The organism is Streptomyces sp. NPDC050997 (assembly GCF_040660135.1).
GTDB lineage: Bacteria > Actinomycetota > Actinomycetes > Streptomycetales > Streptomycetaceae > Streptomyces.
Genome location: NZ_JBFAGK010000009.1, coordinates 295,148 through 316,235, shown reverse-complemented (window position 1 = coordinate 316,235; position 21,088 = coordinate 295,148). Strand labels below are relative to the sequence as shown.

Annotated in this window: 18 protein-coding genes and 1 pseudogene; 15 read left to right on the top strand and 4 right to left on the bottom strand. The window is 71.9% G+C overall.

Annotation, left to right across the window (positions count from 1 at the left end; all coding sequences use genetic code 11):
• The first annotated feature begins 126 nt into the window (after nt 1-126).
• The 6 genes from AB0H86_RS22680 to hypE are packed head-to-tail and all read left to right on the top strand — an operon-like array spanning nt 127 to nt 6,243.
• Complete coding sequence (locus AB0H86_RS22680) at nt 127-525, top strand: hydrogenase maturation nickel metallochaperone HypA (protein WP_362441448.1); 399 nt, start codon at nt 127-129, stop codon at nt 523-525.
• Between the two features lie 3 nt (nt 526-528).
• The gene (hypB, locus tag AB0H86_RS22675) at nt 529-1,344 is read left to right on the top strand and encodes a hydrogenase nickel incorporation protein HypB (protein ID WP_362441445.1); all 816 of its coding nucleotides are present in this window, start codon (nt 529-531) and stop codon (nt 1,342-1,344) included.
• Entirely contained in the window at nt 1,341-3,716 is a 2,376-nt protein-coding gene (gene hypF, locus AB0H86_RS22670) for a carbamoyltransferase HypF (RefSeq protein ID WP_362441442.1), read from the top strand. The genes hypB and hypF overlap by 4 nt, the downstream gene beginning before the upstream one ends.
• Before the next feature lie 31 nt (nt 3,717-3,747).
• Complete coding sequence (locus AB0H86_RS22665; protein WP_362441439.1) at nt 3,748-4,050, top strand: HypC/HybG/HupF family hydrogenase formation chaperone; 303 nt, start codon at nt 3,748-3,750, stop codon at nt 4,048-4,050.
• Complete coding sequence (hypD, locus tag AB0H86_RS22660) at nt 4,050-5,177, top strand: hydrogenase formation protein HypD (protein ID WP_362441436.1); 1,128 nt, start codon at nt 4,050-4,052, stop codon at nt 5,175-5,177. The genes AB0H86_RS22665 and hypD overlap by 1 nt, the downstream gene beginning before the upstream one ends.
• Nucleotides 5,170-6,243, top strand: a complete 1,074-nt coding sequence (gene hypE / locus AB0H86_RS22655) for a hydrogenase expression/formation protein HypE (RefSeq protein ID WP_362441433.1) — start codon at nt 5,170-5,172, stop codon at nt 6,241-6,243. Before hypD ends, hypE begins: the two co-directional genes overlap by 8 nt.
• A 93-nt stretch (nt 6,244-6,336) precedes the next feature.
• Here hypE and AB0H86_RS22650 read toward each other — a convergent pair whose 3' ends face one another.
• The gene (locus AB0H86_RS22650; protein ID WP_362441430.1) at nt 6,337-6,711 is read right to left on the bottom strand and encodes a hypothetical protein; all 375 of its coding nucleotides are present in this window, start codon (nt 6,709-6,711) and stop codon (nt 6,337-6,339) included.
• A 205-nt stretch (nt 6,712-6,916) separates the two neighbouring features.
• On the opposite strand from AB0H86_RS22650, the gene AB0H86_RS22645 reads away from it, so the two are divergent.
• The 5 genes and pseudogenes from AB0H86_RS22645 to AB0H86_RS22625 all read left to right on the top strand — a co-directional run.
• Nucleotides 6,917-8,164, top strand: a complete 1,248-nt coding sequence (locus AB0H86_RS22645; protein ID WP_362441427.1) for an acyltransferase — start codon at nt 6,917-6,919, stop codon at nt 8,162-8,164.
• Nucleotides 8,165-8,213: 49 nt separating this feature from the next.
• The gene (locus AB0H86_RS22640) at nt 8,214-9,149 is read left to right on the top strand and encodes an aminoglycoside phosphotransferase family protein (protein WP_362441424.1); all 936 of its coding nucleotides are present in this window, start codon (nt 8,214-8,216) and stop codon (nt 9,147-9,149) included.
• Nucleotides 9,150-9,350: 201 nt separating this feature from the next.
• Nucleotides 9,351-9,932, top strand: a complete 582-nt coding sequence (locus AB0H86_RS22635) for a TetR/AcrR family transcriptional regulator (RefSeq protein WP_362441422.1) — start codon at nt 9,351-9,353, stop codon at nt 9,930-9,932.
• Nucleotides 9,933-10,064: 132 nt separating this feature from the next.
• Entirely contained in the window at nt 10,065-10,862 is a 798-nt protein-coding gene (locus tag AB0H86_RS22630) for an SAM-dependent methyltransferase (protein ID WP_362441419.1), read from the top strand.
• Nucleotides 10,863-11,090: 228 nt separating this feature from the next.
• Nucleotides 11,091-11,342 (top strand): annotated as a pseudogene (locus tag AB0H86_RS22625) (DUF2889 domain-containing protein); the annotation flags it as partial.
• A gap of 226 nt (nt 11,343-11,568) precedes the next feature.
• Here the strand turns inward: AB0H86_RS22625 and AB0H86_RS22620 are convergent.
• Nucleotides 11,569-12,756, bottom strand: coding sequence for an SPFH domain-containing protein (locus AB0H86_RS22620; RefSeq protein WP_362441416.1), 1,188 nt, complete (start codon nt 12,754-12,756; stop codon nt 11,569-11,571).
• A gap of 15 nt (nt 12,757-12,771) precedes the next feature.
• Nucleotides 12,772-13,020, bottom strand: a complete 249-nt coding sequence (locus tag AB0H86_RS22615) for a hypothetical protein (RefSeq protein WP_362441601.1) — start codon at nt 13,018-13,020, stop codon at nt 12,772-12,774.
• A 357-nt stretch (nt 13,021-13,377) separates the two neighbouring features.
• Here AB0H86_RS22615 and AB0H86_RS22610 point away from each other — a divergent pair, with 357 nt between their 5' ends.
• The gene (locus AB0H86_RS22610; RefSeq protein ID WP_362441413.1) at nt 13,378-13,545 is read left to right on the top strand and encodes a hypothetical protein; all 168 of its coding nucleotides are present in this window, start codon (nt 13,378-13,380) and stop codon (nt 13,543-13,545) included.
• Nucleotides 13,546-13,553: 8 nt separating this feature from the next.
• Here AB0H86_RS22610 and AB0H86_RS22605 read toward each other — a convergent pair whose 3' ends face one another.
• Nucleotides 13,554-15,224 carry a PucR family transcriptional regulator ligand-binding domain-containing protein gene (locus AB0H86_RS22605; protein ID WP_362441411.1) on the bottom strand — a complete coding sequence of 557 codons (1,671 nt, stop codon included), beginning with the start codon at nt 15,222-15,224 and terminating at the stop codon, nt 13,554-13,556.
• Nucleotides 15,225-15,450: 226 nt separating this feature from the next.
• Between AB0H86_RS22605 and AB0H86_RS22600 the strand changes: the two genes are divergently transcribed.
• The 3 genes from AB0H86_RS22600 to AB0H86_RS22590 are packed head-to-tail and all read left to right on the top strand — an operon-like array spanning nt 15,451 to nt 21,037.
• Nucleotides 15,451-16,719: an aminotransferase class III-fold pyridoxal phosphate-dependent enzyme gene (locus AB0H86_RS22600; RefSeq protein WP_362441408.1), complete on the top strand. Its 1,269-nt coding sequence runs from the start codon at nt 15,451-15,453 to the stop codon at nt 16,717-16,719.
• Complete coding sequence (locus AB0H86_RS22595; protein ID WP_362441405.1) at nt 16,716-19,601, top strand: FAD-binding and (Fe-S)-binding domain-containing protein; 2,886 nt, start codon at nt 16,716-16,718, stop codon at nt 19,599-19,601. Before AB0H86_RS22600 ends, AB0H86_RS22595 begins: the two co-directional genes overlap by 4 nt.
• Nucleotides 19,598-21,037, top strand: a complete 1,440-nt coding sequence (locus AB0H86_RS22590) for an NAD-dependent succinate-semialdehyde dehydrogenase (RefSeq protein WP_362441402.1) — start codon at nt 19,598-19,600, stop codon at nt 21,035-21,037. Before AB0H86_RS22595 ends, AB0H86_RS22590 begins: the two co-directional genes overlap by 4 nt.
• Nucleotides 21,038-21,088: the final 51 nt, after the last annotated feature.

The following is a 21,088-nucleotide window of genomic DNA, read 5'->3' as shown; positions in this document are numbered from 1 at the left end:
GGCGTGCGTGCGGTTGCGTCGAACGGCGTACCCGCCGGCCCGTGACGGCGTGCCGGGCCGTACGACCCGGCAGCGCGCGCCTCTAATGAAGGCCGACCGGGGCCGGCCGCGGAAGGACTCAGACCCATGCACGAGATGTCCGTCGCGCTGGCCGTCGTCGACCAGGTGACTGAGGCCGCTGAGCGGGCCGGTGACGTCACGGCCGTGCGAACGGTACGGCTCCAGGTCGGCGAACTGGCCGGAGTCGTACCCGACGCGCTCGCCTTCTCCTTCGAACTGGCCTGCGCCGGAACCCTGCTGGAAGGCGCCGAACTGGTCACCGAAGCGGTGCCGGGACGGGCCCGCTGCACGTCCTGCGTACACGAATGGGCCGTCGGCATGCCGCCCCGGCTGACCTGCCCCGGGTGCGGCGGAACGCGGACCGACCTGCTCGCGGGCCGGGAACTGCAGATCGTCGACGTGCACTGGGAGGACGGCGGCCCCACGCACGCACCCACCCGCGAACCGATCTCCGAGGAGCGCTGAACCATGTGTCGTGTCGTCGACCTGCGCCAGGCCGTACTCGCGAAGAACGACGCGAGCGCCCACGAACTGCGTGCTCACCTCGCGTCCCGAGGCACCGCGGTCGTCAACCTGCTGTCCAGTCCGGGCAGCGGCAAGACCGCGTTGCTGGAGCGCGAACTGCTGCGGGCACGGGAGCGGTCCGTTCCCGTCGCGGCGCTGAGCGCCGATCTCGCCACCGAGAACGACGCGGCGCGCCTCGCGCGTTCGGGCGTCCCGGTCAAACAGGTGCTCACCGACGGACTGTGTCATCTGGAGGCGGGGATGCTCGCCGGCCACCTGGACGGATGGCTGCCCGACGACACCCGGCTGCTGTTCGTGGAGAACGTCGGCAATCTGGTCTGCCCGGCCTCCTACGACCTGGGGGAGACGTTGCGGGTCACCCTCGCCTCCGTGACGGAGGGCGAGGACAAGCCGCTCAAGTACCCCACCGCCTTCGGCCTGGCCCATCTGGTCGTGGTCACCAAGACCGACATCGCGGAGGCCGTCGAGTTCGACGAGGCCGCCTTCCGCGCGAACGTGGAGCAGGTCAATCCGGGAGTCGAGGTGGTCCTGACCTCGGCACGCCGGGGGCAGGGAGTCGGCGCGCTGCTCGACCGGGCGATGGCAGTCGCGGACGGCGCACCCGTCCACTCGCCGGTCATGGCCCGGCTGCCCCATCACCACGGTCACACCCATGAGCACGACGGTCATACGCATGACGACGGTCACACGCACGCGGCCGACGGTCATACGCACGCGCACCCGGAGGCCGCCGGCACGATGGCCCACACCCACCCGTGAGCGGTCCGCAGGCCCCGGCCGCCGTCGCCGAGGACACTCCGCGACGCCGCCGGGTCACGGTCCGGGGAGTGGTGCAGGGCGTGGGCTTCCGGCCCTACCTGTACGGCCTCGCCACCGAACTCGCCCTGGCCGGACACGTGACCAACACTCCGGAGGGCGTCGTCGTGGAGGTCGAGGGCACCGCCTCGGCCGTGGCCCGGTTCTGCGACCGGATCGCCGCCCAGGCACCCCCGCTGGCCCGCGTGGAGTCCGTCCACCACCGGGAGATGGCCCCCGCCGGCGGCACCGCGTTCACCATCCTCACCTCCCGCACCGACGGGCCGGCCCGCACCCTGGTCTCCCCGGACTCCGCCACCTGCGCCGACTGCCTCGCCGAGCTGGCCGACCCGGCCGACCGGCGGCACCGTCACCCGTTCGTCAACTGCACCCACTGCGGCCCACGTTTCACGATCGTCACCGGCGTGCCGTACGACCGGGCCCACACCACCATGGCCGGCTTCGCGATGTGCGCCGACTGCGCCCGCGAGTACGCGGATCCGGCCGACCGCCGGTTCCACGCGCAGCCGGTCGCCTGCCCGGCCTGCGGGCCGCGCCTGCGGCTGGTCGTCGCGCAGCAGTCAGGGGTCAGCAGTGCCGAGGGGGCGGACCCGGTCACCGAGGCGCGCACACTGCTGACACGGGGCGCGATCCTCGCCGTGAAGGGCCTGGGCGGCTATCACCTGGCCTGCGATGCCACGAACCAGGCGGCGGTCGCCCTGCTACGACGTCGCAAGGCGCGCGGGGACAAGCCGTTCGCCCTCATGGCCAGGACCGCGGACGATGTCCGTCACCTCGTCCGGCTGAGCCCCGAGGAGCGGAGCCTGCTCGAAGGCCGGGCCCGGCCGGTCGTCCTGGTCAGGCGCCATCCGCACGCCCACGGGAATGGGTGGCCCGCCGACGCCGTCGCGCCCGGCAGCCCCGACCTCGGGGTGATGCTGCCGTACACGCCCCTGCACCATCTGCTGCTCGGCCTGCCCGGCGACCCGGACGGCCCCCGGCTGCTCGTCATGACCAGCGGCAACGTGTCCGGTGAGCCGATCGTCACCGACGACACCGAGGCGCTGGAACGGCTCGCGCACCTGGCCGACGCCTGGCTCACACACGACCGGCCGATCCACGTCCCGTGCGACGACTCCGTGGTCCGCGTCTGCGACGGAAAGCCGCTGGTGATCCGCCGCTCCCGTGGCTACGCCCCACTGCCGGTCTCCCTCCCCCTGCCCGTGCGGCCGGCTCTCGCCGTCGGCGGAGACCTGAAGAACGCCTTCTGTCTGGGGGCGGGCCGTCGCGCCTGGCTGTCGGCGCACATCGGTGACATGGACGACGTCGGTACGCAGCGGACCTTCGAACGCGCGGTGGCGCAGCTGGAGTCCATCACGGGGGTGCGGCCCGAGACCCTGGTCTGCGACCGGCATCCCGGCTACCGCTCCGCCCGATGGGCCGACCGGAACGCGGCGCGCCGGCCCGTCGTACGCGTCCAGCACCATCACGCGCACATCGCCGCAGCGATGGCCGAGCACGGCCTTGACGGCACCCGGGCGGTGATCGGCGTCGCCTTCGACGGCACCGGACATGGCGACGACGGCGCCGTGTGGGGCGGGGAGTTCCTGCTCGCGGACTACGACCGCTTCACCCGGTTCGGACACCTCGCGTACGTCCCGCTGCCCGGTGGCGACGCCGCGGTGCGCCGCCCGTACCGCATGGCGCTGGCCCATCTGAGGGCGGCCGGGATCGGCTGGTCCGACGACCTCGCCTGTACGGCCGCCTGCGCGCCAGACGAACTACGCCTCCTGGAACGGCAGTTGGAGCGGGGCCTGAACTGCGTCCCCACGTCCAGCATGGGCCGGCTCTTCGACGCCGTGTCCTCTCTCGCCGGGGTGTGCCACCGAGCCGGATACGAGGCGCAGGCCGCCGTAGAGCTGGAGGGCGCGGCTCTCGACGCACCCGTCGACGACACCACCGCGTACGTCTTCGCCCTGCGCATGTCGGAGGAGAGCCGGGGCGGCGTCGTACGGGCCGATCCGGCACCCGTACTCGCGGCGATCGTCGACGACCTGCGCGCGGGCGTCGAGCCGGCCCTCGTCGCGGCTCGCTTCCACCGGAGCGTGACCGGCCTGGTGCGCCGGATCTGCGCGCGGGCCCGAGAGCGGTACGGGCTGGACACGGTCGCCCTGACGGGCGGCGTGTTCGCCAACACGCTGCTCTCCTCGGCCTGTGCCGCCGCCCTGCGCGAGGACGGCTTCACGGTCCTGCGGCACCACCTGGTGCCGCCCAACGACGGCGGCCTGGCGCTGGGCCAGCTGATGGTGGCCGCCCGGGCCACTTCCACCGACTGAGCAAAGCGCGACCCACAGCGAGGAGAGGCTCATGTGCCTGGCGGTACCCGGCAAAGTGCTGGACATCGAGGAACGGGACGGCACCCGGATGGCCACCGTCGACTTCGGCGGCGTGGTCAAGGAGGTGTGCCTGGAGTACCTGCCCGACCTCCAGGTCGGCGAGTACGCCATCGTCCACGTCGGGTTCGCCCTGCAGCGGCTGGACGAGGAGTCGGCGCGGCAGACACTCGAACTCTTCGCCGAACTCGGCCTGTTGCAGGAGGAGTTCGGCGATCCCTGGGAAACGGCGGCGGCGGAGGCGGGCGCGGACCCGGTGGAAGAGGGGCACAAGTAGTGAAGTACATCGACGAGTTCCAGGACCCGGAGCTGGCTCGCCGGCTCCTCGACGACATCCACGCCACGGTGACCAGGCCATGGGCGCTGATGGAGGTGTGCGGAGGGCAGACGCACAGCATCATCCGCCACGGCATCGACCAACTCCTGCCGAAGGAGGTGGAGTTGATCCACGGGCCCGGCTGTCCCGTGTGCGTGACCCCGCTGGAGGTCATCGACAAGGCTCTGGAGATCGCCTCCCGACCCGAGGTGATCTTCTGTTCCTTCGGTGACATGCTGCGCGTGCCGGGCACGGGACGGGACCTGTTCCAGGTCCGCGGCGAGGGCGGTGACGTGCGCGTCGTCTACTCGCCGCTCGACGCGCTGCGGATCGCGCAGCGGAACCCGGACCGCGAGGTGGTGTTCTTCGGCATCGGCTTCGAGACGACCGCGCCCCCCAACGCCATGACGGTCCATCAGGCCCGGAAGCTGGGCATCGGGAACTTCAGCATGCTGGTGTCCCATGTCCGCGTACCCCCGGCCATTGAGGCGATCATGTCGTCGCCGAGCTGCCGGGTGCAGGGCTTCCTCGCGGCCGGACACGTCTGCAGCGTGATGGGCGTGGGGGAGTACCCGGAACTGGCGGAACGCTTCCGGGTGCCGATCGTCGTGACGGGCTTCGAGCCACTGGACATCCTCGAAGGGGTGCGCCGGGCCGTCGGTCAGCTGGAACGCGGTGAGCACACCGTCGACAACGCCTACGCCCGTGCCGTCCGCCCGGAGGGCAACCCGGCCGCCCGGGCCATGCTGGAGGACGTCTTCGAGGTCACCGACCGTGCCTGGCGCGGCATCGGGGTGATCCCCGACAGCGGCTGGCGGCTGTCGTCGAAGTACCGCGACCACGACGCCGAGCACCGGTTCTCGGTCGAGGGCATCCGGACGGAGGAACCGGCCGAGTGCCGCAGCGGAGAGGTCCTGCAGGGGCTGCTCAAGCCGCACGAGTGCGAGGCCTTCGGCACCCTGTGCACCCCCCGCACCCCCCTGGGAGCCACCATGGTCTCCAGCGAGGGCGCCTGCGCCGCGTACTACCTCTACCGGCGGCTGGACATGCCCACCACCACAGCCCGGGAGGCGAGCCCCGTTGTCTGACACCACCGATCTCCCCGCCCTGGACGTCGAGGCGTGGACGTGTCCGGCGCCCCTGCGCGACCGGCCCCGTGTCGTCATGGGCCACGGCGGCGGTGGAGTCCTCTCCGCCGAACTCGTCCAACAGATCTTCGCGCCCGCCTTCGGGGGCGAGGTGCTCGCCCAGCTGGGTGACGCCGCCGTCCTCTCCCTGGGCGGCGCCCGGCTGGCGTTCTCCACCGACTCCTACGTGGTGCGGCCGCTGTTCTTCCCCGGCGGCAGCATCGGTGACCTGGCGGTCAACGGCACCGTCAACGACCTCGCCATGAGCGGCGCCCGCGCCGCCTACCTCTCCTGCGGATTCATCCTGGAGGAGGGCGTGGAGCTGGACGTGGTCACGCGGGTGTCCGAGGCGCTGGGCGCGGCCGCGCGCACCGCCGGTGTGGAGGTGGCAACCGGCGACACCAAGGTGGTGGAGACCGGACACGGCGACGGGATCTACATCAACACCGCGGGCATCGGACTCGTCCCGGCGGGTGTCGACCTGCGTCCGCAGCGGGTCGTCCCCGGCGACGTCGTGATCGTCAGCGGCGCCATCGGCGTCCACGGGGTGGCGGTCATGAGCGTGCGCGAGGGCCTGGAATTCGGAGTGGAGATCAAGAGCGACTGCGCCGCGCTCGGCGGACTGGTCGACGCCATGCTCGCCGTCACCCCGGATCTGCACGTCCTGCGCGATCCCACCCGAGGCGGCCTGGCGGCCACACTCAACGAGATCGCGGAGGCCTCCGGAACGGGGGTGGTCATCCGGGAACGCGACGTCCCGGTCCCGCCTGCCGTGGCCAACGCCTGCGCCATTCTCGGGCTGGACCCCATGTACATCGCCAACGAGGGGAAGCTGGTGGCCTTCGTCCCGCGCGAGCACGCCGACGCCGTCCTCGACGCGATGCGGGCCCATCCTCTGGGAGCGGACTCCGTGATCATCGGTGAGGCCGTCGAGGCGCATCCCGGCATGGTGGTGGCCCGGACCGGCCTCGGGGGAACCCGGGTGGTCGATCTGCCGATCGGGGAGCAGCTGCCGCGGATCTGCTGACAGAGATGTCGCTCGTCGAGGACTCGGCCGTCCACGTCCCGGACACCCCTCGGCGCCTGTCCGGCACGATCCGCCGGACAGGCGCTGATCCGATCAGCGCCCGGACGGCGGGTCCTGCGGGTCCACGCCGGTCTCGGCGGAGGCGTCCTTGGTGCCGCTGGGGCGCTGGGAGCGGCCCTTGCGTCCGGTGTCCCGCCGGCCCTTCTCGTCCGCGTCGCCGTACTTCTCGCCGCGCGCACCGCGACTCTCGGCCGTGTCGCCCGGAACGGACTTCGTCTCCTCCCGGGACTTCGTCCGGCCCCGGCCCTTTTCGCCGGCCTTCTCCGCATCGAAGGAGCGGCGGGCGCTCGGGTTGTCCTGCTGACGCGTCTCATCCACATCGGGCGACCAGCCGTGCTGACCGGTTCCCTGGTGACGGCTGGGGCCCTTTCCGTGCGGTGGCTCGGAAGAAGGGGGTTTCTTGGACATGGTCCGACCTGCCTGTTCATGGTCCGTGGGGGACGCCGGTCAAGCGTCGCGATATGGGTCAATTGTCTCCTATTGCGAAGTGTCGAGCATGTTGTGGCTGGGGCTGGTCCCCGCAGAAGCACCGGCGGCCGGAAAGCGACGCTGAACCTGTGGGGGACCTGAGAAGTTGTGTGACCCATGTTGCGTCCGGGAAGGCGCCGCTCTCATGAGCACCCCCCACCGGAGCACGGTAGCCAAGGCCGCGGAGCAAAGCCTGGGCGGGCGAGCGGCGCCGCCCTTCGTCCCCGTCCCGGCGCCACGGCGCAGAAGCGGCGGACATGGCTTTCCGTCGGCACTGCGTGGTGGGCGGGTGGCGGGGCTCGACGGATTGCGGACGGTCGCCGTGGTGCTGGTGATCGTCTATCACCTGGAGCCGGACGCGGTGCCCGGAGGCTCGGTGGCCGTGGACGTCTTCTTCACGATCAGCGGGTTCGTCATCACCCGGCTGCTGGTCGCCGAGTACGCCCGAACCGGCCGCGTCGACCTGCGGTCGTTCTACCGGCGGCGGTGGCTGCGGCTGGGGCCGGCCATGCTGGTGATGTGCACGGTCACCGCCCTGCTCTCGGTGGCGCTCCCACTGCCGCTGTTCGACGGGGCGTGGGTGGCGGCGGCGCTGGCCGGGGCCTCGGTGGTCAATCTCGTACGGGCCGGTGAGTCCGGACCGTACTCGGATCTCACGGCGCCGCTCAGCCACACATGGTCCCTGGGAGTGGAGGAGCAGTTCTATCTGGCCTGGCCGCTTCTGCTGCTGGTGCTGCTGCGGCGCGCGACGGCGCGGACCGTGCTGAGCTGGGTGGCGGTGCTGTGCGTCCTGCCGGTGCTCTGGCGGATGGTGCTGTGGGACCCCACGGCGGCGCACCGCATCTACAACGGCCCCGACACCCGCGCCGACCAACTCCTCGTCGGGGCGCTGCTGGCCGTCGTCCTGGCCCGACTCCGTGCCGACGACCCCCGACTGGCGCTGCTGCGCAGTTGGGCGGGACGGCTCTGCTGGCCGGCGCTCGCGCTGTTGGGGCTGATCGCCTGGCAGATCCCGATCACGGAGGCGAGCGGGTGGAACCCCGTGTGGTTCACGGTCGGATTCCTGGCCGCCGCCGTTCTGTCGGCCTTGGTGGTGGCCGCGCTGGAACTGTGCCCGCGGTCGTGGCCCTCCCGTCTGCTGTCCGTGTCCGCGGCGGCGTGGGTCGGACGCAACCTCAGCTATGGGATGTACCTGTGGCACTACCCCGTCATCAGGTTGCTCTCCGACCTCGGCGTGGAGGGCGGTCGACTGCTCCCCGCCGGGTTCGCGGCGACGGTCGCGGCGGCTCTTGCCTCGTACCTCCTCGTCGAGCGGCCCTTGTCGCGACGTGACCGGGTCCGCGTGCGACGGCTGGAGGCAGGTGCCATCGCGGCGCGTTCACCCACCGTGTGAGGATCTTTTCTCAGGTGACACCTGAGGCAAAGGCGGCTGTACTTCCCCCGTGGTCGACTACAGGCAAAGGCACACCGCGGACTGGCTCCGCTACTTGGCACGCCGCGGGTACGACGCGGCCAGGCCCCTGGCCGCCGGGGTCGAGGGCGCCGTCTACCGGCTCGACGAGGGCACGATCGCCAAGGTGTGGAGCGGCAGACCACCGGCCGACCTCGACCTGACACGCCAGGTGTACGCGGACATCGCTCGCCACCCCTTGCCCTTCGCCACACCGGACATCGTCAAGGTCGAGGAACACGAGGGTGTCCTCGTCACCTACGAGCGCGCGCTGCCGGGGTCACCCTTCGGCCAGGACTCACCGGTTGGACCCGAAGGACGCGAAGTGCCCCGTGAGGAGACCGGCGCTCTCCTCACGGTCCTGAGCGGTCTGGCCACCGTCCCGGGCACCGAGGCCATGCGACAGCTCACGGTCCAGGGCGACGACCGCCCACTCTGGCGGGGCCACACGCGCTTCCCCGACGCCCTCGCCGGCCTCGTCGAACGGGCCGCGCGCCGCCACGGCAGCCTGCTCGACGCCCACGTCACGAACCTTTCCGCGAAAGTCGTACGAGCCGTTCAGTCGCTCAGGGCGCTACCCGACACTCCCGTCACCGTCATCCACGGCGATCTCGTGCCGCCCAACATGCATGTCGACGACTCCGGCCGGCCCGTCGCCATCCTCGACTTCGGCTTCTTCACCACCGCCGGCGACCCCGCTTTCGAGGCCGCCGTCACCGCCGCCATCTGGGACATGTACGGGCCTCACGCCGAGGAGCACACCGCCGCCCTCACCCGTCTCTTCGCCACCGAGCTGCACTACGACCCGGACACCCTGGCGCTCTACCAGACGGTCTACGCCCTCGCCACCTACGACTTGTTCAGCCCGGACGGCAGCGACGGCCACTTCCGCTGGTGCGCCGCCCTCTTGAACCGCGGTCCCGGCTGACTCGGCGAAGGGTCGGCCCGGGAGGAGTTCGTCAGCCGCTTATGGGTGGTCGTTCGGGAGTTCAGTGCCGTCGGCCACTTACGTCAGCCGTGGGCCTCGCTATGGTGGGCCTGAAGCGGACAGTAGTCCGCTCGCGGGTAGAGTGGCGGACAGGTGTTCGACTGAGTAGGGGGTTCGGGTGTGAGCGCGGGAGGAGGGCCAGTGGAGCCAAGGGGTGACGTGCCTCAGCGCTCGGACGCACAGCGTAATCGCGAGCGCATCCTGAAGGTGGCGCTGGTCGAGCTGACGCGCTCCCCGGACGCCGCGCTGAGTGCGATCGCCAAGAAGGCGTGTGTAGGGCAGGGCACCTTCTACCGCAACTTCCCCAACCGTGAGGCACTCGTCCTGGAGATCTACCGCCACGAGGTGCAGCAACTCGTCGACAGCGCGGCCCAACTGCTGCGGACCCGGGAGCCCGACCAGGCTCTGCGTGAATGGATGGACGGCGTCGCCCGGTTCGCCATCGCCAAGGCCGGACTGGCCGACGCGCTGCGTCAGGCCACCAGCGCGACCGGAAGCCCGGCGAAACAGGGATACGCGTCCATGCTCGCGGCGATGGAACTCCTGCTCAACGCCAACCGTGAGGCCGGCGTCATCCGGCCGGATGTGACCGCCGAGGACTTCGTCCTCGCGATCGCGGGTGTCTGGCAGATCGACCCGCACGGGGACTGGCAGTCCCGGACCGCCCGGCTCCTGGACCTCATCATGGACGGCCTGCGCACCGGAGCTCCCGGCCGTCGGTGAGACGGGCGACGTATCCGCCCTCGCCCCGGTGTCTTCGCGAACTGCTGGCGTACACACGGTAGTTGGTGTGGAAAACTGTCGTGAGTCATGCGCGGTCAAGGGGGCCGTCGCGGTCACCGAGAGGAGCGCAGGGTGACACAGAACGGCGTCCGCCCCGACGAGATCGACACCAGCAGGCCCCATCCTGCTCGGATCTACGACTATCTGCTGGGCGGCAAGGACAACTACGAGGTGGACCAGCGGGCCGGGGACGAACTCGCCGCCGCCGCACCCGAGGTGCGGATCGGTGTGCGCGCCAACCGTGCCTTCCTGCGACGCGCCGTCCGGCATGTGGTCGGCAGCGGCGTCCGCCAGATCCTCGACATCGGGACCGGGCTGCCCACCTCGCCGAACGTGCACGAGACCGCCCAGGAGCTGGCGCCGGACGTACATGTCGCCTACGTCGACAACGACCCGATCGTCAACGCACACGCCGGCGCGCTGCTGAGCGACTCCGGCGCGAGCAGCGTCGTGCTCGCCGACCTGCGCGATCCGCGGGCCGTCCTGGACCACCCCGACGTGCGGCGGGTCATCGACTTCGACGAGCCGGTGGCCCTGCTCCTTGTCGCCGTCGTGCACTTTCTCACCGACGCGGACAAGCCCGGCCAGATCATCGCCACCCTGCGCGACGCGCTACCGGCCGGAAGTTTCCTGGTGCTCTCGCACGCCACCGGCGACTTCGCCGATCGCAGCGCGGCTCAGGACGTCTACAGCAAGGCGTCCGCCACTTTGAACCTGCGGTCCCGGGACGAGATCGCGGGGTTCTTCGACGGTTTCGAGCTGGTGGATCCCGGCCTCGCCCAGGCCCCGTTCTGGCGTCCGGACACCCCGCCCCCGGCCGGATCCGCCGAGATCGGCTTCTACGGCGGCGTGGCCCGCAAGACCACCTGAACCACCACGGACAGCCGAGGCGTCCGACCAGCCGTCCAGCAAGCCCCCGGGTCAGCGGCCCGGGGGCTTGCTGCTGCGCTCAAGCAGGTGCAACGGCAGCTCGCCGACGACCAGGCGCTTGACCTTCACCGAGAGCAGCGATCGCGCGGCCGCCCTGCCAGCCACCGCGCAACGGTCCCCGGACTACCGCGAAGTCGTGCTCAGCTTCATCGAACGCCGACCGCCTACGTGCGCAGGTCTGGGCGAGGCCACGTCCACGCTCGAGGAGGCCACGTCGTGACCCGCCCCGAACTCCCGCTGCACCGCCGCACGATCACCGTCCGCGCGTACCAGGAGCCCGGCGACGAGATCTCGGTGGAGGCGGACATGGCGACCTTCCCGCACGCCGAGTGCCCGCTGATCGCCCCGGTCTTCGAGGGCCTGGTCGGGATGAGCGTCGCCGCCGGATACAGCCGGGCGGTCCAGGCCCGGTTCCGCGGGGTGTCCGGCTGTACGCACCTGTACGAGCTGGCCCGTGCTCTTGGTCCCGCGGTCGTACAGGCCGCCATCTCGGCGGGAGCGTCGCGTCGTGTCGGCGGCGATCCGACCCACAACCCGCGAGGCACCGCCGGAGTGCTGAACAGCTGCCGCGCAAACCCGACGCGGGCCGGCGCCCGGGCACCGGCCCACGTCCGGTCCCCGAGCTCAGCACCTTCGAGAGCGCCGACTAGTCGACGTCCACCGGGCCGTTGTCGGCCTTCTTGTCCTTGCCCGAGCGCAGCTGGATCAGGCCGTTGGTGGTGCCCTCCTCGGGGTGGCGGCCGTCGGAGGTGTCCGGGCCGTTCAGGTTCTGCCGGACCGAGTCGAGGATCGTCAGGCCCTGGGACACCAGGCCCGCGGCGATCTCGCCGAGGCCGTCCGCGCCGTTGAGGACGTTGACGTTGGCGCCGGCGAGACCGCCCGCGGCCTCCTTCACGATCTGCGGGAGCTGGTCGATCAGCATCCGGTCGAGCGCGACCCGGTCGTAGGAGGCCGCCGCCTCGGCCTGGATCTTCATGCGCTGCGCGTCGGCGGCGGCGAGCACCCTGATCCGCTCGGCCTCGGCCTCGGCGGGCTTCACGATCTCGGCCACCAGCTGCTGCTGGCGCAGTTTGGCCTGGCGCAGGGCCAGGTCCGTCTGGGCTGCCAGGACCTCCTGCTGGGCGTGGGCCTGCGCCAGCGGTCCGGCCTGGGCGGACTGCGCCTGCGCGCGGTCCACCTGGGCGGAGTACTCCGCCTTGACGATGGCGGTCTGCCGGGAGTACTCGGCCTGCTTGCGGGCCGCCTCCTGCTGCGCCTCGACCGAGGCCTGGGTGGCCTGGGCCTGGGCGATCTGGGCCTGCCGCTGGATGGCCGCCTTGTGCGGCGCGGACATCGCGTCGATGTAGCCGGCGTCGCCGTCGTCGATCGACTGGATCTGCAGCGAGTCGACGATCAGGCCGATCTTCGCCATCTCGGTCTTCGAGGTGTCCAGGACCTCCGCGGCGAGCTTCTGCCGCTCGGTGACGATCTCCTCGACGGTCATCGAGCCGATGATGGCCCGCAGGTGACCGGCGAAGATCCGGCCGGTCAGGACCGACATCTGGTCCTGGTCGGAGAGGAACCGCTGGCCCGCGTTGATGATGCTCTCGTGGTCGTTGCCGACCTTGAACGCGATGACGGCGCGGACGTGCAGCGCGATGCCCTGCCGGGTCACACAGGTCTCGGTGACCTCGGACTCGCACATCGACAGGGTGAGGAAACGGGTCTTGCGGAAGAACGGGATCACGAACTTGCCGTGGCCCGTCACCACTCGGAACGGCGCGCCCCCCAGTCCCCGCCGGCCCCCCGAGATCAACATCGCCTCGTCGGGAGCGGGAACGCGGTAACCGAACATTTCTCTTTCTACTCCTCAGTCGGCGTCGGCGGGATCGCCGAGCGCGTCCAATGGATCCACCCACTCGATGACGCCGACCTCACGACATCCACGCGACTCGATCACGAGCACCGTCGCCCCCGTGGGCAGTGGATCCTCCGACCAGGCGAGAAAGGTCTCGGAGCCGCCTCTGACCCGCACCAGGATCTCGCCGGGGCCCGTGGATCCGCGGGTTCCGACGAGCACCTTCCCCGTACAGCCGATCACGGCCTCGTCCTGCGGCATCACCGGCCGCCCTCCATCGCTTTGGCCCACGATCTGACGATAGACCCACCGGGGCCGGGCGCCCAACGGGCATGAGGCTCCGATCTTCCTCGCCGGGGACGCGCAGGCACTGACCCACCGCGGCCCTCGGTTCGCGCAGGCCCTGACCCGCCGCGGCCCTCGGCTCCCGCGGCAGCCCGAGCACCTTCTGCGCGAGGATGTTCCGCTGCACCTGGGACGTCCCCGCGTAGATCGTGCCGGAGCGGGCGATCAGGTACGTCGTCGACCAGGACGCCGAGGAGTTCGCGGCGCCCGGGTCGTCGGCGCGGTAGGTGCGCACGCCTCCTCCCCGCGCTCCACGCCCAGCAGGCCGAGGCCGTGCGGTACGCCGGGGTCGCCACCCAGACGGTCGGCGTGTACCCCGACTCCCGCAAGGCGGAACTGCGCGACGCCCTCGCCTGCGCCGGAGTGCAGCGCGTGGTGTCCCTCGGCGGGGCGGGACGGCACCTGGCCGCCGCTCATGGCCGGCCGTGGGCGCATCGGTAGCGGGTGCGTCAGCCGAGCCGGAGAACATCGAGAGCCGTGAGCGCCACATGCAGTTCGGTGCGCTGTTCGCCGGACTCCAGGTCACGGTCGAGGAGCCGTTCGATGGTGCGCAGGCGTTGGTAGACGGTCTCCCGGGACAGGGCGCCGAGCCGGGCGGTGGTGGTCTTGTTGCCCGCCGCGTCCAGATAGTGGCGCAGGGTCGACAGCAGATCGGTGCCGTGGCGGGTGTCGTGGTCGATGAGGCGCCCGAGCTGCCGCTCGGCGTAGTCCTGGATCCGGGTGTCCTCGCGCAGCGCGTACAGCAGCTGACGCAGGCCGATGTCGGACAGTTCGTGGAAGGTCCTGCCCTCGGGGAGCGGCCGGCCGGGCAGGGCCGCCTCGGCGACGCGGGCCGCCGCGCGGAAGGAACGCGCGGCGTCGAAGAGGTGCGTGACCTCCGGACCGACACTCACGACGGCCTCGGGGCACAGGTCGAGGGCGATACGGCTCAGCCGCTCGACGACGGGCCGCCACGGCTGGGAGGGGCGTAGCGCCAGCAGGACACCGAGGCGGCCGGGGGCCAGCGTGCCGACGAGCGCCGGGACGCCCGTCGTCCTGAGTTCCCGCGCCAGCCGGGTCTCCGGACCGCTGTCGTCGTCCTCGGCCCGGACGTCCGCCAGCACGGCGAGGAAGACGCTGCCCTCGGTGGGCAGGCCCAGCGCGGTCAGACGGGCACGGGCGTCCTCGGGGGAGTGGTGGCGCTGTTCGGCGAGATCACGCAACGCGCTTCGGTGTGCCGTGCGTTCCCACGGGGTGGCGTGGATGAGGCGGGCGATCGTGAGGGCCATCGCCGTACGCTCCAGGACGGTGACGTCCTCGGGCACGAAGGCCGCCGCGGCGGAGGCCGGGGTGCCGGGCGGGGGCGGGAGCATGACGACCCGGCCCCAGCGTTCGCCCTGGTACTCCACGGGTGCCACGAGCCAGCTCTCGGGGCCGCTCACCTCCGTGTGATCGCCGGGAGGTGTCGCCCTGGAGCGCTGTTCCCAGCCGGTGAGTGCCTCGTCCACGGTGCTGCCGGAGGGCTCGCAGATCAGCGCCTGGTGCACCAGGTTCTCCAGCACGACCGTGCGCCCGCTCATCTCCGCCGCCGCCCGTACGACCTCCTCGGGGCCCGAGCCACGCAACGTCAGGGCCGTGAACGCCTCGTGGACGCGCTGGGTCCGGCGCATGGCATCGGCCTGGTTGCCGAGGATGAGGGTGTGGACGACCTGGGTGACCTCCAGGAAGTTGACGTCCTCGGCCAGGGTGACGAGCGGGAGACCACGGGTCCGGCAGGCCTGGATGAGCGAGTCGGGCGGCCGGTGGTAGCGCCGTACGAGTTCGATGACCAGGGCCGCGGCGCCGATGTCGGCGAGTTCGTCGACGTAGCGGCGCACGCCCACCGTGTCCTGGGGCAGCGGCATGCCGGTGGTCAGGACGAGTTCGCCGCCCTTGAGGAAGGAGGCGGGGTCCGTCAGTTCGGTGATGTGGACCCAGCGGACCGGTCGGTCGAGCCGGGTCACGCCGGTGAGGACCTCCGGTCGCCCCGCGGCCAGCACCGGGAGGGCCAGCACGTCGGCGAGGGTCAGCACACCGCCCGCGGGGGCGCCGCCCTGGTCGCCGGCTTCGGACGTCCGGGACGTTTCGACGTACTCGCTCATGGTGCCTCCCTGCCCGCCCGGACACTGTGACAAGCATGGCTGACCTGCGCAAGAGCGGGCCGACGGCAGCCACCGGGCCCCCGGGCGGCCCGCCGGGCCCGGCTCGGTTGACACAACGTCCGAACATCGCCTCCCTGCTGGACAGATCACGCGTTGTCGGCCTCCGCCCAGGTCGAGATGCTCGAGATGCCGGAGCAGACCGCAACGCATTGGCCGGGAGACGAACATGACCGCACTGTCGCCGCACCTTCGCCAGGCCACGCCCGTCGTGGCGGTCCGGGGCGAGGGCGTCCACCTGTACGGCGAAGACGGCCGCCGCTACCTCGACTTCACCGCCGGCATCGGTGTCACCAGCACCGGGCACTGCCACCCCAGGGTGGTGGCGGCGGCGCAGGAGCAGGTGGGCACGCTGGTCCACGGCCAGTACACGACCGTCATGCACCAGCCGCTGCGGCAGCTCGTCGACAGGCTCGGCGAGGTGCTGCCGGCCGGCCTGGACAGCCTGTTCTTCTCCAACTCCGGCAGCGAGGCGGTGGAGTCCGCGCTGCGGCTGGCCCGGCAGGCCACCGGCCGCCCGAACGTGCTGGTCTGTCACGGCGGGTTCCACGGCCGGACCGTGGCCGCCGCCTCCATGACCACCTCCGGCACCCGCTTCCGGTCCGGCTTCTCCCCGCTGATGAGCGGCGTGGTCGTCACCCCGTTCCCGACGGCCTACCGGTACGGCTGGGACGAGGACACCGCCACCCGCTTCGCCCTCCAGGAACTCGACTACACCCTCCAGACCATCTCCTCGCCCGCCGACACGGCCGCGGTCATCGTCGAGCCGGTACTCGGAGAGGGCGGATACGTGCCCGCCACCCGGGCCTTCCTGGAGGGACTGCGGGAGCGGGCCGACCGGCACGGCTTCCTGCTGATCCTCGACGAGGTGCAGACCGGCGTGGGCCGCACCGGCCGGTTCTGGGGACACGACCACTTCGGGGTCATGCCGGACATCCTGATCACCGCCAAGGGCCTGGCCAGCGGGTTCCCGCTGTCCGGCATCGCCGCCTCCGAGGAACTGATGGGCAAGGCCTGGCCGGGCTCGCAGGGCGGTACCTACGGCGCCAACGCGGTGGCGTGCGCCGCCGCCTGCGCCACCCTCGACGTCGTACGCGACGAGAAGCTCGTCGAGAACGCCGAGGCGATGGGCGCCCGGCTGCGGCACGGCCTGGAGGCGGTGGCCGAGCGGACGCCGGCCATCGGGGACGTACGGGGCCTCGGCCTGATGCTGGCCTCCGAGTTCGTCACCGAGGACGGTGCCCCCGACCCCGAGACCGCCGCCCGCGTGCAGCGGGCCGCCGTCGACGAGGGCCTGCTCCTGCTGCTGTGCGGGGCCTGGAACCAGGTCGTGCGGATGATCCCGGCGCTCGTGATCGACGAGCCGGCGGTGGACGCGGGCCTTCAGGCGTGGACGGCCGCGGTGCAGGCCGGTACGTCGGGAGCGTCGCGGCGATGACGGACGCCACCCGCGACCTGGCGGGTCTGTCGGCCCGCATCGCGCGGGCCGCGCCCGGCCTGCGGGTGGAAACCGGGCCCGGAGGCACCGGCCCTTATGCCTACGACGCCTCCAACTACCGGGTGCCGCCGCGTGCCGTGGCGTTCCCGCGCACCGCCGACGACGTGTGCGCGGTGCTGCGTGCCTGCCGGGAGGAGGGCGTCCCGGTCACCGCCCGGGGCGGCGGCACCAGCATGGCGGGCAACGCGGTGGGTCCCGGCGTCGTCCTGGACTTCTCCCGGTACATGAACCGGATCCTGGCCGTCGACACCGAGGCGGGTACCGCGCGCGTCGAGGCGGGCGTGGTCCTCGACACGCTGCGGGACGCGGCCGGCGAGCACGGGCTCACGTTCGGCCCCGACCCGTCCTCGCACAGCCGCTGCACCCTCGGCGGAATGATCGGGAACGACGCGTGCGGCAACCGCTCCGTCCGGCACGGACGCACCAGCGGCCACATCGAATCCCTGGACATCGTCACCGCCGACGGGGTGCGCGCCGTCGCCGACCACGCCGGACTGCGCGCCGCCGACCCGAACGACACCGACGCGGTCCGACACGTCGCCCGGCTCGAAGCGGACGTACACCGTCTGATCGCCGACAACCTGGCGCCGATCCGCACCGAACTCGGCCGCATCCCCCGCCAGGTCTCCGGCTACCAACTGCACCACCTGCTGCCGGAGAACGGCTTCGACGCGGCCCGCGCCCTGGTCGGCACGGAGGGCACCTGCGCGGTGATCACGGGCGCGACGGTACGTCTGGTCGCCACCGCACCCGCCTCCGCTCTGCTCGCCCTCGGCTACGACGATGTCGTCGACGCCGCCGAGGACGTCCCCGAGATCCTGCGCCGGCAGCCCACCGCCGTGGAGGGCATGGACGAGGCGATCGTCGCGACCATGCGCGCCCGCCGCGGTCCGGACGCCGTCACCGGCCTGCCCGAGGGCCGTGCCTGGCTCTATGTCGAACTCGACGGCGACGACGCGGCGACGGTGACCACCCGGGCGGCCGAACTGCTCGACGTCCTCAAGGCCCGGGGCCGGATGACGGGCGGCCGGGTCGTTCGGAGCGCGGATGAACGCCGCTCGCTGTGGCGGGTCCGCGAGGACGGGGCCGGGCTCGCCGCCCGCCTGGTGGACGGCCGGGAGTCCTGGCCCGGCTGGGAGGACGCGGCGGTCGCCCCCGAGGACCTCGCCGGCTACCTGCGGGACTTCCGTGGCCTGCTGGCCCGCCACGGGCTCACCGGGGTGCTGTACGGGCACTTCGGCGCCGGCTGCGTGCATGTGCGTATCGACTTCGACCTCGTCACGGAGACCGGCCGGGCGGCCACCCGCCGGTTCCTCGCCGAGGCGGCCGCCCTGGTCGTCGAACACGGCGGAACGCTGTCGGGGGAGCACGGCGACGGGCGGGCGCGCGGTGAGCTGCTGGAGGTCATGTACAGCCGCCGGATGGTCGAGGCGTTCGCCGCCTTCAAGCGGATCTTCGATCCGGAGGGGATGCTGAACCCCGGCGTCATCGTCGCTCCGGCCCCGCTCGACGCCGATCTGGCGCTGCGTGAACTCCCCCTCGTCGACACGGCGTTCACCTTCCCGCACGACAAGGACGGCTTCACCGGCGCGGCCCGCCGCTGCGTCGGCGTCGGCCGCTGCCGCAGTGATGCGGGCGGCGTGATGTGTCCCAGCTACCGGGCCACCGGCGAGGAGAACGCCTCCACCCGGGGCCGCGCCCGACTGTTGCAGGAAATGGTGCGCGGCGAGTCGATCCAGGACGGCTGGCGCTCGACCGAGGTCCGCGACGCCCTGGACCTGTGTCTGTCCTGCAAGGCGTGCTCCACCGACTGCCCGGTCGGTGTCGACATGGCGACCTACAAGGCCGAGTTCCTGCACCAGCACTACCGGGGCAGACTCCGGCCCCGGTCCCACTACGCGCTCGGCTGGCTGCCCCTGACCTCCGCACTCGCCGGCTGGGCCGCCCGCCCGGTCAACGCGCTGCTGCGCGGACCGCTCGGCAGGCTGCTGGCCCGGCTCGGGGGAGTCACGACCCGGCGCGCGATCCCCGCCTTCGCCTCCCGACGCGCGCTGCGTTCGCACCTGCGTGGGACGAGGACCGCCGAACCGGCCGGGGCGGTGCTCTTCGTCGACAGCTTCACCCGTGCCTTCCGCCCCCATATCGCCGGTGCCACAGCCCGGGTGCTCGCCGACGCCGGGATCCCCAGCACCGCTCGGGACGGCCTGTGCTGCGGGCTGACCTGGGTCAGCACCGGCCAGCTGTCGGTGGCACGCCGGGTGATGGCCCGTACGGTCGCCCACCTGGACGACGGTGGTGACGCGCCCGTCATCGTCGCCGAGCCGAGCTGCGCCGCCGCCCTCAAACGCGACGTGCCCGAACTCCTCGACACCGACGCCGCCCGCCGGGTCGCGGCCCGCGTCCACACCCTCACCGGCGCGCTGACCGACCTCGCCGCCCCGGACTGGGCCCCGCCGCCCCTGCCCGCCGGTGTCGTCCTGCAGACCCACTGCCACGAGTACGCCACCTTCACCGGCCGCCGCCCGCGCGACCTGCTGCGCCGACTCGGCGTACGGACCGTGGACGAGGCGGAGGGCTGCTGCGGACTCGCGGGGAACTTCGGCTTCGAGACCCAGCACTACGACACCTCGATGGCCGTCGCCGACCTCGCCCTGAAGCCCCGCCTCGACACCCTCCCCGACCGGGACCGGACCGTCGTCGTGGCCGACGGCTTCAGCTGCGCCACCCAGATCGACCACCTCGCCGGTGACCGAGGCGTCCACGCGCTCCATCTCGCGGAACTGCTCGACCCCGCCGCCGATCGACCAGGAGAGACACCATGACCGACACCCCGACCCAGTTGTTCATCGGCGGCTCCTGGGTGGACGCCGCGGACGGCGCCACCATGCCCGTCGACGACCCCGCGACCGGCGAGATCCTCTGCCAGGTCGCCGACGCCGGTCCCAAGGACGCCAGGCTCGCGGAGGACGCGGCAGTCCAGGCACAGGAGGAGTGGGCGCGGACCGCACCCCGGGCACGCAGCGAGATCCTGCGCCGTGCGCACGAGATCATCCTCGAACGCACCGAGGAGCTCGCCCACCTGATGACGTCCGAGATGGGCAAGCCGCTCGCCGAGGCCAGGGGAGAGGTGGCGTACGCCGCCGAGTTCTTCCGCTGGTTCTCCGAGGAGGCCGTCCGTGTCGACGGCGGCTACGGCACCCTGCCCGACGGCCGTAACCGCATGCTGCTCTCCCGCCGCCCGGTCGGTCCCTGTCTCCTGATCACTCCGTGGAACTTCCCGCTGGCCATGGGCACCCGCAAGATCGGCCCGGCGATCGCGGCCGGCTGCACGATGATCCTCAAGCCGGCCCCGCAGACCCCGCTGTCCAGCCTCGCGCTGGCAGGGATCCTGAAGGAGGCCGGGCTGCCGGACGGCGTCCTGAACGTCGTCACGACCTCCCGCGCGGGAGAGGTCTGCGAGCCGCTGTTGCGCGGCGGCCGGATCCGCAAGCTCTCCTTCACCGGCTCCACCGATGTCGGGCGGCTGCTGTTGGCCCAGTGCGCGGACGCGGTCGTCCGTACGTCGTTGGAGTTGGGCGGCAACGCGCCCTTCATCGTCTTCGACGACGCCGACCTGGAGAAGGCCGTGGACGGGGCGATGACCGCCAAGATGCGCAACATGGGGGAGGCGTGCACCGCCGCCAACCGTTTCTTCGTGCACCGGTCGGTGGCGGAGGAGTTCGGCCGGCGGCTCGCCGCACGCATGGGAGCGCTCGTCGTGGGCCCCGGCACCCGGGACGGGGTCGACGTCGGCCCGCTGATCGACGCGACGGGCCGCGCCAAGGTCGAGGAGCTGGTCGGCGACGCGGTGGACCGCGGCGCCCGCGTGCTTGTCGGCGGCCGGACGCCGGAGGGCCCCGGCTGCTTCTACCCGCCGACCGTGCTCACCGACGTCGACCCCGGCAGCCGTCTGATGGACACGGAGATCTTCGGTCCGGTGGCGGCGATCCTCACCTTCGACGAGGAGGACGAGGTCGTCCGCCGGGCCAACGACACCCCCTGGGGGCTTGTCGGCTATCTCTTCACCGAGGGCCTGGACCGAGCCCTTCGCATCAGCGAACGCCTGGAGGTGGGCATGGTGGGCCTCAACACCGGCCTGGTGTCGAATCCGGCGGCCCCGTTCGGCGGCGTCAAGCAGTCCGGCCTGGGCCGGGAAGGCGGCCGGGTGGGCATCGACGAGTTCCTGGAGTACCAGTACTTGGCGATCCCGGTCACGTGAGCGACCAAGGGGTGTGACCGAGATACGCGGCAAGGGGGCAACGAGATGATC